The sequence below is a fragment of the Tsukamurella asaccharolytica genome (assembly GCF_007858435.1).
GTDB lineage: Bacteria > Actinomycetota > Actinomycetes > Mycobacteriales > Mycobacteriaceae > Tsukamurella > Tsukamurella asaccharolytica.
On sequence record NZ_VIGW01000016.1, the window covers coordinates 13,708 to 26,177 of the forward strand.

Below are 12,470 nucleotides of genomic sequence, written 5' to 3' on the forward strand. Positions count from 1 at the left end.
TATGGTCAGCCCACTGTTCTGTGCATCAGGCGACCAGCGTGCCCTCGCGATGCCCGGCGACCCCGGGCCTTCCGCGTAAATTCGCCTCCGTTCACACCGCGGCGGGGTCGTACACGCATGGAGTCTCCCCGGTGCCGGAACTTCCGGGCGCGCAGCCGCGCGGCCCGGTAGGGACGACAGGAACGAATCAATGAATGTCGGTGGACCGACCATGACCCCGCCCGCGGGGCGGCAGTGGGAGTGCTGCGCATGATCATCGGAGCTTTGAAAGAGGCACAGCCGGGCGAGACTCGGGTCGCCGCAACCCCCGCCACGGTGGCCCAGCTGATCAAGCTCGGCTACGAGGTGGTCGTGGACCCGGGCGCCGGTGCGGCGTCCTCGTTCGCGGACGAGGCCTACGTGGAGGCAGGCGCGTCGATCGGTGACGCTCGCGCCGCCGACATCGTGCTGGGCGTCAACGCCCCGTCGACCGCACAGCTCGATGGCATCCGGCCGGGCGCGACCGTCGTCGGTCTCCTGGCCCCCGCGCAGAACCCCGAGCTGCTCGAGGACCTGCGCGGTCGCGAGCTGACGGCGCTGGCCATGGAGTCGGTGCCGCGCATCTCCCGCGCGCAGTCGATGGACGTGCTGTCCTCGATGGCGAACATCGCGGGCTACCGCGCCGTCGTCGAGGCCGCCCACGTCTTCGGCCGGTTCTTCACCGGCCAGGTCACGGCGGCCGGCAAGGTCCCGCCGGCCAAGGTGCTCGTGGTGGGCGCCGGCGTCGCCGGCCTCGCCGCCATCGGCGCCGCCGGCTCGCTGGGCGCGATCGTGCGCGCGACCGACCCGCGTCCCGAGGTCGCTGACCAGGTCGCCTCGCTGGGCGGCGAGTACCTCTCCGTGCAGAACGAGGAGGCCGAGGTCTCGGCCACCGGCTACGCCAAGGAGATGGGCGACGACTACAAGGCCCGCGAAGCGCAGCTCTACGCCGAGCAGTGCAAGGACGTCGACATCATCATCACCACGGCTCTGATCCCCGGGCGCCCCGCGCCGCGGATCATCACCGAGGAGATGGTCGCGTCGATGAAGCCCGGCAGCGTCATCGTCGACATGGCGGCGTCGAACGGCGGCAACGTCGGCGGCACGGTCAAGGATCAGGCGATCGTCACGCCCAACGGCGTCACGATCATCGGCTACACCGACCTGGCCGGCCGCCTGCCCGCGCAGGCCTCGCAGTTGTACGGCACGAACCTCGTCAACCTGCTCAAGCTCGTGACGCCCGAGAAGGACGGGCAGCTCGTGCTCGACTTCGAGGATCCCGTCCAGCGGTCGATCACGGTGACCCGCTCGGGCGAGCTGCTGTTCCCGCCGCCGCCGGTGCAGGTCTCGGCCGCACCGAAGGCCGCTCCCGCCGCCGAGGTGCAGGCGCAGCCCGTCAAGGAGCCGATGTCGGCGTCCAAGAAGGTCTCGCTCACCCTGGTGGGCGTCGCGCTCTTCGGGCTGCTGATCAGCTTCTCCCCGAACCCGTTGCCGCAGCACTTCATGGTGCTCATGCTGGCGATCGTCATCGGCTACTACGTCATCGGCAACGTGGCCCACGCGCTGCACACGCCGCTGATGTCGGTGACCAACGCCATCTCCGGCGTCGTCGTGGTGGGCGCTCTCCTGCAGATCGCCACCAACACCCCGACCATCCTGGTGCTGGCGACGATCGCGATCCTGGTCGCGTCGATAAACATCTTCGGTGGCTTCTCGGTCACCCGTCGCATGCTCGCCATGTTCAGCAAGGGGGCATGAGTAAACCATGAGTGTCACTGCAATCTCCGTTGCGGCGTACATCGTCGCGTCGCTGCTGTTCATCCTCTCGCTGGCCGGGCTGTCCAAACACGAGACCTCCAAGAGCGGCCTGACCTACGGCATGGTCGGCATGGGCATCGCCCTGGTGGCGACCATGGCGCTGGTCATCGACAAGGTCCTCAAGCCCGAGCTCGACCTGACCTGGCTGCCCGTCGGCCTCATGGTCGGCGCCATCCTGATCGGTGCCGTCATCGGCCTGTGGCGCGCGCGCATCGTCGAGATGACCGGCATGCCCGAGCTGATCGCCCTGCTCCACTCCTTCGTGGGCCTGGCCGCCGTGCTCATCGGCTGGAACGGCGCCATCGCAGGTTTCGACACCACGGGCGTGCCGCCGGGTGACGTCCGCGCGCTGACGAACATCCACGAGGCCGAGATCGCGATCGGCATCTTCATCGGCGCCGTCACCCTGACCGGCTCGATCGTCGCCAACCGCAAGCTCTCCGGGAAGATGAAGTCGGCGCCGCTCATGCTGCCCGGCAAGAACCTCATCAACGTCGGCTCGATCGTCGTCTTCGTCGTGCTCACCGCGGTGTACGTCTCGCGCGACACACACCACGACACCACCTCGCTGATCCTGCTGGGCGCCATCACCGCGCTCGCCCTGTTCCTGGGCTGGCACCTGGTGGCCTCGATCGGCGGCGGCGACATGCCCGTCGTCATCTCGATGCTCAACAGCTACTCCGGCTGGGCCGCGGCCGCGTCGGGCTTCCTGCTGAGCAACGAACTGCTCATCGTCACCGGTGCCCTCGTCGGTTCCTCGGGTGCGTACCTGAGCTACATCATGTGCAAGGCGATGAACCGCTCGTTCATCTCCGTCATCGCGGGCGGCTTCGGCATCGAGGCCGGCCCGGCCGACGACACGGACTACGGCGAGCACCGCGAGGTCAACGCCGAACAGGTCGCCGAGCTCCTCACCGGCGCCAAGTCCGTGGTCATCACCCCGGGCTACGGCATGGCAGTGGCGCAGGCGCAGTACGGCGTGGCCGAGCTGACCGCCGAGCTCCGCAAGAGGGGCGTCGACGTCCGGTTTGGCATCCACCCGGTCGCCGGCCGCCTGCCCGGGCACATGAACGTGCTCCTCGCCGAGGCGAAGGTGCCGTACGACATCGTGCTCGAGATGGACGAGATCAACGACGACCTGGCCGATACCGACGTGGTCCTGGTGATCGGAGCCAACGACACCGTCAACCCGGCTGCGTCCGAGGACCCGAGCAGCCCCATCGCGGGCATGCCGGTGCTCACCGTGTGGGAGGCCGAGAACGTGGTCGTCTTCAAGCGGTCGATGGCCGCCGGCTACGCGGGCGTGCAGAACCCCCTGTTCTTCCGGGACAACTCGGCGATGCTCTTCGGCGACGCCAAGGACCGGGTGCAGGACATCCTCTCCGCGATGCGCTGACGCGAAGAATCCTCGGGCCCGGCACTGTCGAGACGACGGTGCCGGGCCCGACTCGTCTCTACGTCCAGGCGTTCTCGATCGCCACGGGACCGTCGGTGAAGGGGAGGTCCTTCCCGATGGTGTCGGCCCGGTCCAGGACGGACGCGGCCACCAGCGCGACGTTCGCGCGCGACGTCCCGGGGTTGTCCGCGGCGCGCACCGCCGCGGGATCGACCCGCCCCGTGGGCTCGTCGAGCGTGAGGCGGCCCGGCATGAGCACCGTCCAGTCCAGGTCCGAGGCGCGGACGGCCACGTCGGCGGCGGCCTTGGACTCCGCGTAGGGGAAGAAGGCGTCCGTCTCCGGGACACCGTGATCGGGGGCGGCGCCCAGGTAGGAGACCATGACGTAGCGCCGGACCCCGGCCGCTTCCGCGGCCTGGACCGAGCGGATCGCGGCGTCGCGGTCCACCGCGTAGGTGCGCTCGGGGTCTCCGCCGCCCGCGCCCGCGGAGAAGACCACCGCGTCGGCGCCACGCAGGGCCGCGGCGAGCTCCTCGCGCGAGGCGTTCTCGACGTCCAGGACGAGGGGCTGCGCCCCGGTCGCGGAGACGTCCGCCGCGTGCTCCGGATTGCGGATCCACGAGGTGACCACGTCGCCGCGGGAGCTCAGGACGCTCGCCAGGATGAGCGCGATCTTGCCGTGTCCTCCGATGATCGTGACAGCTGCCATACGAACCAACGTACGCGCTCGGCGGAGTGCCCGAGTCCGCCCGGCGCGGCGACGGCCACGGAGATCGGACTTCGTGGCGTCTCGGGTGGAGGGAGCGTAGACACGTGGAGCGCAGCCATGCGTGCGACGCATGGCCTCAGCCGAGAGCATGCCTTCGTTCGGGCCCGCTCGGCTCGCCACGGGGTCCACCCGCAACCCGAGCCCTGTCAGCCGCCGAGAGGCATGGTCGCGAGGCGGGCGGCGAGAAGCAGCAGCAGGAGGCCGATCCCGGCGTTGATGGCCCGCCACACGCCGGGCCGCCCGAGTACGCCGGCCAGGCGGCGGGCGCCGAAGCCGAGCAAGCAGAACCAGGCGACACTGGCGACGACCGCGCCGAGCGCGAACCACCACCGGTCGCCGGCGTAGCGGGTGGACGCCGAGCCGAGCAGCAGCACGGTGTCCAGGTAGACGTGCGGATTGAGCCAGGTCAGCGCCAGTGCCCCGGTCACGATGGCCGCGACCGAGGCGGCGCCGTCGCCGCCGGCGACGAGCCCCTCCGACCGGCGCGCCGACCACAGCGACCGCAGGCCGTAGCCCGTGAGCACCACGACGCCCGCCCACTTCACCGCCTCCATCAGCAGCGGCCGGCCCGAGACCGCGGCGCCGAGGCCCGCGACCCCGGCGAGGATCAGCGCGACGTCGGAGACGATGCACACCGCCACGACGGGGCCGAGCCCGCGTCCGCGCACGCCCACCTGCAGCACGTAGGCGTTCTGCGCGCCGATCGCCACGATGAGGGACAGGCCGAGCCCGAGGCCTGCCAGGAGTGCTGGGGTCATGACGTCGACGCTATGGCTGCCACATCCATAAGTGCCAATGCGAGAAGCAGATCACCCATTAGAATCGCTTCATGTTGAGCGGGCACCACCTGGAGACCCTCGTCGCGGTGGTCGACGAGGAGAGTTTCGGTGCGGCGGCATCCCGCCTGCGCATCACGCAGTCGGCGGTCAGCCAGCGGATCCGCGCGCTGGAACAGCAGGTCGGGCACGTGGTCGTGACCCGCGAGGGGCCCTGCCGCCCGACCGCGCAGGGCGAGGTGCTGCTCGGCTTGGCCCGCGGCGTCGCCTCGCTCGAGGCCGACGCGCTGGGCCGGCTCGCGGGTGGGGCAGCACCCTCGGCCGTGCTCGACGTGGGCGTCAACGCGGACTCCCTCGCCACCTGGTTCCGCGATGTCATCGACGCGGTGGCGGCCCTGCCCGACGGGCCGCTGTTGCGGCTCGCGGTCGACGACGAGCACCACACCGCCGACCTGTTGCGGGCGGGGTCGGTGCTGGGCGCCATCACCACCGATCCGGAGCCGGTGCAGGGCTGCGCGGCGGAGTACCTCGGCATCATGCGCTACCTGCCGGTGTGCACGCCGGACTTCGCGGCGCGCTGGCGGTCGGGCGGTCGGTGGCGGTGGCGGGAGATGCCCGTCGTGCAGTTCGACCTGCGTAAGGACGAGCTGCAGACCAAGGTGCTCCACCGTCGCGGGATCAGGGAGTCGCCGCCGATGCACCGAATCCCGTCGTCGGAGGCCTTCACCTACGCCGTTCGTGCCGGACTCGGCTGGGGCAGCCTGCCCGAGGCGGACATTGGCGACGCCCTCGACGATGGGGCCCTGATCCGGCTGACCGACGACACCGTCGACGTGAAGCTGTACTGGCAGTCCTGGCGGCTGCACACCCGTGCCACCGAGCGCCTCGCCGATGCGATCCACGCCGCGGCCGCGGTCCACCTGCGTTGATCCCCCGCGCACCCGCCGAGACGCGGGTACGTTGGCGCTCATGCCCGACCACCCAGCGCCGCACCCGCTCACCACGCTGCACCAGGGCCTCAGCGATCTCGACCGCCGCGTCTTCGATGCCGTCGCGGTCTCGCCGAGTCCCTTGCTCGACCTCACCATGCGCCCACTGTCGGCAGCGGCGGACCACTCCAAACTGTGGATGGTGCTCGCCGTCGGCCTCGGAAGTCTGGGCGGCCTGTCGTCGCGGCGCGGTGCGGTCCGCGGCGTAGCCTCACTCGCCGTCACCAGCCTGATCGTCAACCAGGGGCTCAAGCGGATCTATCCGCGGCGCCGCCCGGTGCACGACGGGGTGCCGACCCGACGCGCACGCCGCCAGCCCACGTCGACCTCGTTCCCGTCCGGGCACTCCGCCGCGGCGGCGGCCTTCGCGATCGGGGTGGGGCTGGAGAACCGCACCGCCGGATACGCGCTCGCCTGCCTCGCCGGTGCGGTGGGCCTCTCGCGGGTCGCCACCGGCGCCCACTACCCGGGTGACGTACTGGCGGGTTTCGCGGTGGGCGCGGGCGTCGCGGTCGCGGGCGCCCGCCTCGCGCCGCCGGTCGACGACAGCCGCACCATGACGCCGGAGCCCACGGTCGAGCGGATCGCGACGGATCCGGACGGCGCCGGCCTCGTCGTGGTGCTCAACCCCGCGTCCGGCGACGGCACCGGCACCCGCGTCGCGGAGGAGATCCGCAGCACGCTTCCGGGGGCCGAGATCGTCGAGCTCGCCGAGGATTCCGACATCGACGCCGTCGCCTCCGAGGCCGCCGGCCGCGCGGAATTCCTCGGCGTCGCGGGCGGCGACGGGACGGTCGCGACCCTGGCCGCGCACGCCGTCGCGGCCGGCAAGCCCCTCGCGGTCTTCCCCGCGGGCACGTTCAACCACTTCGCGAAGGACATCGGCGCCGAAACCGTCGCCGCCGTGGTGGAATCGATCCGGGCCGGCCGGCTCGCCCACGTCGACGTGGTGTGGCTCAACGACGAGAAGCTGCTGCTCAACACCGCGAGCATCGGCGCCTACCCGGCGTTCGTCCGCGCCCGTACGAGGTACCAGCGCCGCCGTATCGGCCGCGTCGCCGCGACGGTGCGCGCGCTCCGCCGGGTGCTCCGCCATGCCGCTCCGGTGGAGGTGCGGATCGAGGGTCGTCCCGCGTCGGTCTCGTTCTTCTTCCTGGGCAACTCCATGTACGGCGCGCCGAGTTTCGTGCCCGGCCGCCGCAGCCGGCTGGACGACGGCGTGCTCGACGTGCGGTACCTCGAGAGCGGGCACGGCCACGCGACGGCGCGCCTGTTCGCGTCGTGGATCAGCGGCCGGATCCGCAACTCCAGGGTCTACCGGGAGCTGCAGGCCCCCGTCGTCACCATCGAGGCCGACGAGCCCTTCCGGGTTGCCCACGACGGGGAGGCCGGCGAGCTGCACACGCGCGCCCGCTTCCGCGTCGACTACCGGGCGTTGCGGGTGTTCGGCACCAGCGTCACCCGCTGATCGCCGGTCCGCTCACGCGGCGCCCAGCAACGTCATCTCGTTCGCGGTGATGTCCGCGGCGATGAGAGTGCCCGTGCCGCCGCCGGTTCCGGTGCCGTCGGTGCGAGTGTGCACGGTGTTGATCACGCCGACGGCGGTGAACGTCCCGTCGGGCCAGCGGGCGTAGACCGGCCCGCCCGAGTCGCCCTCCACGGCGGGGATGCCCGCCCACCTGACGCGCGTGCCGGTCACGTCCTCGAGCACGCCGCAGTGCCGGCCGGTGCGGGCGCCGACGACGCAGATCTCGGGCCGCCCCGCGAGCAGTTCCTCGGTGCCGCTCACGCCCCGGACGGGGCCGATCGCCCGCGCGACCGGAGCGACGTCGCTCCCCTCCAGTTGGATGATGGCGATGTCCTGCCCGCGAGTGCTGCGGGTGGCCTTGATGTACTCGCCGAACGGCGTGCTCCCGCCCGCGGGCGTGAGGTACCGGGCGACGGGGTTGCGGCCGGGCTGCGCCTTCCCGGCCAGCTCGGCGCAGTGGCCCGCGGTGAACGCCACGACCTCGCCGCCGGGGTAGCGGGCGAGGAAGCCCAGGGTGCAGACGCTCGCGTAGACGCCGAACGGGTCCGCGAACGTGGTGATGCCCGCGCCGGTCGTGGGTTTCGCCGCCGTCGTGGGCTTGAGGTTCGGAGCCACCACGTCGTAGGGCCGGACCGAGGGTGTCGTCACCGGGGCCGTCGACGTACTCGGGGGCTCCTCGGGAGCCGCCACCTCGTCGCGCTGGATCGCCGCGCAGCCGCCGAGCAGGGCGATGCCCACCGCGCACGCCACGGCCCGCAGCGGGCGGCGGGTGGCGGTCATCGATTCAGACTAGGGCGTCAGGCCCGTGAGCGGATCGCCTCGGCGACGGCGGAGATCGCCAGGGCCCGCACCACGTCGACCTTCGCCGCGACCGCACCGGTCGCGGCGGAGATGAAGGCGTCGCCGTCGAAGCGGGTGTGCGGCGGGTCGATCGCGCGGGCCAGGCCGTCGTGGGCGCCCTGGGCGAGGAGGAGGCATTCGACCTTGGTGAGCCGCGCGTTGGTGATCACCACGCCGATGGTGGTGTTCTGGCGGTTGCCGCCGAAGGGCGCGTAGTCGCCGAAGTCGGCGATTCCCGCCTGACCGTCGACGATTTCGCCGAAGGCGTTCACGGCGCACAGCGCGCCCACGACCACCTCGCCGGCGCGGGTCTCCGCGTACCCGAGGCCGGCGTCGTGGAGGTTCTCCAGACCGCGGGCCTTGCCGGTGGTGGCGCCGGTACCGGCGCCGAGGAGCCCCTGAACCGGCGTCTCGCCCGCGGCGGATGCGGCCGCCGCATAGCCGTCCTCGGCGGTCGGGCGGACCGTCGGATCGCCGACCATCAGGTCGAACAGGGCCAGCGTGGGGACGATGGGCACGGGGCCGGCCACGGTCTGAACGCCCCGGCCCTCCTCCTCGAGGCGGCGCATCACCCCGTCGGCGCAGGCGAGGCCGAAGGCGGAGCCGCCGGTGAGCACCGCGGCGTGGATCTCCTCGACGGCACGCTCGGGGGCGAGCAGGTCGAACTCGCGCGAGGCGGGGGCACCGCCGCGTACCTCCCCGGACCCGACGGTCCCGTCGGGGAAGGTCACGACGGTGCAGCCGGTGCGGGCCACCGCGTCGGTGACGTGGCCGACGCGGACGCCGGGGACGGTGACGCTCGGAACGACGGTCATACGGTCAGGCTACGACGGTGCCGCCGGGCGCGGGCGGCGGCGGATCAAGTCCCGGCGGGCGCGTCCTCGGGGCCCTCCCACGGCGCCTCGTCGGCGGAGGGCAGGTCGCCGGGCAGCAGGTCGCGCCGGAAGCCGCGCCAGCTCGGTTGCCGCAGGTGGCCGCCCCGGCGCAGCGAGGAGTACCGCACGTCGCCGATCACTTTCGGGAGCACCCAGACGGCGTCGCGGGCCTCGGGATCGTCGATCGGGGCGGTGAAGGGGGAGCGGCGCAGGCGCAGCGGCTCCAACTCCTCCGCGAGCGCCGCCAGATCGCGGTCGCTGAACCCGGAGCCCACCGAGCCCAGGTAGACGAGTCCCGTCTCGGCGGGCAGGCCCACGAGCACCGAGCCGATCCCGCCTCCGCGCGAGCCCTTCCCCGGCTTCCAGCCGCCGATCGCGACCTGCAGGTCGCGCCAGTTCTTGTGCTTGAGCCACGCACGCACCCGCTGGCCGGGAAGGTACGGCGCGTCCCGGCGCTTCGCGATGATCCCCTCCCAGCCGCGCTCGGCGCTGAGCGCCGCGGCCTCCGCCCCGGTCGCGGCGTCGACGAGCGGCGGCACGCTCACCGCCGTGTCGTGCTCGAGCAGCGGGGCAAGGCCGTCCAGTACCTGGCGACGCACCGTCCAGGGGCGTTTCGTCAGGTCAACGCCGTTGAGCGAGAGCACGTCGAAGAGGTACAGCTGCACGGCGCCGGACCGGGTCTGTCCGCCCGCCATCAGGTGGAACGACGGGACGCCGTCGGGATCGAGCACCACCGCCTCGCCGTCGAGCACCACCTCCATCCCGTCGAGATCGGCCGCCAGGGACTCGAACTCGGGGAACTCGCCGGTCACCGTCCGGCCCGACCGGGTGCGCAGGGAGACCGTGCCGCCGCGCACCGTGGCGATCATCCGGTAGCCGTCCCACTTGCCCTCGAACGCCCAGTCCGCCGCGGAGAGCCCGTCGATGGGGGATTCCGTGGGCAGCATGGGATCCGGCGCGATCCCGGCGGCGGGCCTGGCGGGGGCGGACTTGTCCTTGGTCAGGTGCGCGAGCCAGTTCTTGTCGCCGGTGCGGATCAGTGCGTACCGCTTGTTCTGCAGTCGATTCCCGTGCAGGGTCACGATCACCTCGTTCGAGCGCCACTTCTCCAGCTCGTACGTGCCGTGGTCCCAGATGGTCACCTCGCCGCCGCCGTACTCGCCCTTCGGGATGCTGCCCTCGAAGTCCGCGTAGTCCATCGGATGGTCCTCGGTGCGGACGGCGAGGTGGTTGACCGCGGGGTCGTCGGGCAGGTTCTTCGGCACGGCCCAGGAGGCGAGCACCCCGTCGTGCTCCAGGCGGAAGTCGTAGTGCAGGCGCCGGGCGTGGTGCTCCTGGATGACGAAGATCGGATCACCGGTCGACGGTGCGCCGCCGAACGGCTCGGGCGTCTTCCGCGCGTCCCGCTTGGCCCGGTACTCGCCCAGGTCGACGGGCTCGGGAGGCGGGGCGCCGGCACCGTCGAGCCCGGCGAGGAGGTCGCCGTCGGCCCGGGCGCGCGCGAGGACCTCCCCGAACTCGAGCTGACGCAGGCCGGGCCGGGCGAGCTCGTCCCAGGTGCGCGGCGCGGCGACCCAGGGATGGTCGCGGCCGCGCAGCGAGTACGGCGCGACGGTGGTCTTGGACGCGCTGTTCTGCGACCAGTCGACGAAGACGCGGCCGCCGCGCCGGTCCTTGGCCATCGACGCCGTGACCAGCTCCGGCGATTCGGCCTCCAGCTGCGAGGCGATCGCATGCGCGACCGTGCGGGCGCCCTGCGCGGAGATGGCGCCGGGCAGGGGCGCGTAGACGTGGAGGCCCTTGGAGCCGCTGGTCACGGGGTAGCCGTCCATGTCCATCGCGGCGAGCAGCTCACGGATGCGCAGGGCGAGGGCGGCGCACTCGTCGAGGGTCACGTCGGGGCCCGGATCGAGGTCGAGCACGAGGCGGTTCGGCGGGCCGGGCACCTCCGGGCGGTCGGGGTCGGCACCGTCGGGCACGAACGCCCACTGCGGCACGTGCAGCTCGAGCGCGGCCTGCTGGCCCAGCCAGACCATGCCGGCGGCGTTCTCGATGACCGGATACTGGGACTCGCCGTCGGAGTGGAACTGGCTGCTGCGGCGGATCCACGCGGGCGCGTGGCTCGGCAGCCGCTTCTCGAAGAAGGCCGTCTTGTCCACGCCGTTGGGCCAGCGCTTGCGGGTGAGCGGGCGGTCCCGCAGGTGGGGGAGAGCGAACGGCGCGATGGCCTGGAAGTAGTCGATGACCTCGGCCTTCGTGGTGCCCGTGGCGGGGTAGAGCACCTTGTCGAGGTTCGTCAGCTGCACGCCGACGCCGTCGACCTCGCGGCTCTCCCGGGTCTGCGCCATGGATCCATTATCGAGTGCCCGCGCCTGCGGCGGGGAGGAGCCCGCGCGCGGACCCCGGAGGAAGGGGCGTGGCTTTGCTGAGGTCATGCGTTCGGGTATGCGCCCGACGCATGACGGGCGGTGACATCGCTGGTCAGAGGCCATGCATCGGACGCATGGCCCGCCGCGCCGCGCATCAGTCTCCCGGCGCGGCGGATCCGAACCCGTCGCGCGGCTGTCGCGGGGTCGGTGGGAGTGCCGGCCGCCTCTCGCAATCGACGCTCACACCAGTCACAATGGTCACATGCGCGCGATATGGACGGGTGAGCTGTCGTTCGGGCTGGTGAACGTGCCCGTGAAGGTGTACTCCGCGATCGAGAGCCACGATGCGAAGTCGCATCAGGTGGACTCGAAGGACGGGGTCCGCATCCGGTACAAGCGCGTGCGCGAGGGCACCGACGACGAGGTGGAGTTCTCGAACATCGCGAACGCCTACGAGTCCGACGGCGGCGACACGGTGGTCCTCTCGAAGGAGGACATCAAGTCGATGCCGGTGGAGAAGCACCGGGAGATCGCGGTCACGGAGTTCGTGCCACGCGAGGACGTCGACCCGATCATGTTCGACAAGCCCTACTTCCTGGAGCCCTCGTCGAAATCGCCCAAGGCCTACGTGCTGCTGCGACAGGCTCTGCAGGAGACGGATCGCCTCGCGATCTGCACCTTCACGCTGCGCAACCGCACGCGGCTGTGCGCGCTGCGCGTGGTCGGCAACGTCATGGTGCTGCAGACCCTGCTCTGGCCCGACGAGGTGCGCACGCCGGAGTTCCCCGCGCTCACCGAGGACGTGAAGATCCGCCCGCAGGAGCTCGCGATGGCGGCCTCGCTCATCGACTCGATGGCCACGGATTTCGACCCGGAGCAGTACGAGGACGACTACCAGGTGCAGCTTCGCCAGCTGATCGAGGCGAAGGCCACGGGCGGCACCGCGTTCCCCGAGGCGCCCGAGGAGGAGGCCGAGGACGACGAGGTCGCCGACCTGCTGGCCGCGCTCAAGGCATCCGTGAAGAACAGGGAGGCGCAGACCGAGCGGCCCGCGCGCAAGCGCGCGGCGGGGTGATCACCTCCGCGCCGGCC

General features: G+C 71.8%; 10 protein-coding genes. 5 read left to right on the forward strand and 5 right to left on the reverse strand.

Annotation, left to right across the window (positions count from 1 at the left end; translation table 11 throughout):
* Nucleotides 1-249 precede the first annotated feature (249 nt).
* Together FK529_RS18080 and pntB are read left to right on the forward strand one after the other, a co-directional pair.
* Entirely contained in the window at nt 250-1,776 is a 1,527-nt protein-coding gene (locus tag FK529_RS18080; RefSeq protein WP_146563836.1) for a Re/Si-specific NAD(P)(+) transhydrogenase subunit alpha, read from the forward strand.
* Nucleotides 1,777-1,783: 7 nt separating this feature from the next.
* Nucleotides 1,784-3,232 (forward strand): Re/Si-specific NAD(P)(+) transhydrogenase subunit beta, encoded by a 1,449-nt coding sequence (pntB, locus tag FK529_RS18085; protein WP_146563838.1) that lies wholly within the window; start codon nt 1,784-1,786, stop codon nt 3,230-3,232.
* Nucleotides 3,233-3,290: 58 nt separating this feature from the next.
* On the opposite strand, the gene FK529_RS18090 is transcribed toward pntB, so the two are convergent.
* Nucleotides 3,291-3,941 carry an SDR family oxidoreductase gene (locus FK529_RS18090; RefSeq protein ID WP_146563840.1) on the reverse strand — a complete coding sequence of 217 codons (651 nt, stop codon included), beginning with the start codon at nt 3,939-3,941 and terminating at the stop codon, nt 3,291-3,293.
* 206 nt (nt 3,942-4,147) lie between these two features.
* Nucleotides 4,148-4,759 (reverse strand): LysE/ArgO family amino acid transporter, encoded by a 612-nt coding sequence (locus tag FK529_RS18095; RefSeq protein ID WP_146563842.1) that lies wholly within the window; start codon nt 4,757-4,759, stop codon nt 4,148-4,150.
* A gap of 71 nt (nt 4,760-4,830) precedes the next feature.
* On the opposite strand from FK529_RS18095, the gene FK529_RS18100 reads away from it, so the two are divergent.
* Together FK529_RS18100 and FK529_RS18105 are read left to right on the forward strand one after the other, a co-directional pair.
* A complete protein-coding gene (locus FK529_RS18100) occupies nt 4,831-5,706 on the forward strand; it encodes a LysR family transcriptional regulator ArgP (protein ID WP_146563844.1) in 876 nt (291 codons plus the stop codon).
* Between the two features lie 40 nt (nt 5,707-5,746).
* Nucleotides 5,747-7,234 (forward strand): bifunctional phosphatase PAP2/diacylglycerol kinase family protein, encoded by a 1,488-nt coding sequence (locus FK529_RS18105; protein ID WP_146563846.1) that lies wholly within the window; start codon nt 5,747-5,749, stop codon nt 7,232-7,234.
* 12 nt (nt 7,235-7,246) lie between these two features.
* Here FK529_RS18105 and FK529_RS18110 read toward each other — a convergent pair whose 3' ends face one another.
* From FK529_RS18110 to FK529_RS18120, 3 genes are read right to left on the reverse strand one after another with little or no spacing between them, the layout of a single operon-like run.
* Entirely contained in the window at nt 7,247-8,074 is an 828-nt protein-coding gene (locus FK529_RS18110) for a chymotrypsin family serine protease (RefSeq protein WP_146563848.1), read from the reverse strand.
* A gap of 17 nt (nt 8,075-8,091) precedes the next feature.
* A complete protein-coding gene (locus tag FK529_RS18115) occupies nt 8,092-8,949 on the reverse strand; it encodes a P1 family peptidase (RefSeq protein ID WP_146563850.1) in 858 nt (285 codons plus the stop codon).
* Between the two features lie 44 nt (nt 8,950-8,993).
* Entirely contained in the window at nt 8,994-11,357 is a 2,364-nt protein-coding gene (locus tag FK529_RS18120; RefSeq protein WP_146563852.1) for an ATP-dependent DNA ligase, read from the reverse strand.
* Nucleotides 11,358-11,640: 283 nt separating this feature from the next.
* On the opposite strand from FK529_RS18120, the gene ku reads away from it, so the two are divergent.
* Entirely contained in the window at nt 11,641-12,453 is an 813-nt protein-coding gene (ku, locus tag FK529_RS18125) for a non-homologous end joining protein Ku (protein ID WP_146563854.1), read from the forward strand.
* Nucleotides 12,454-12,470: the final 17 nt, after the last annotated feature.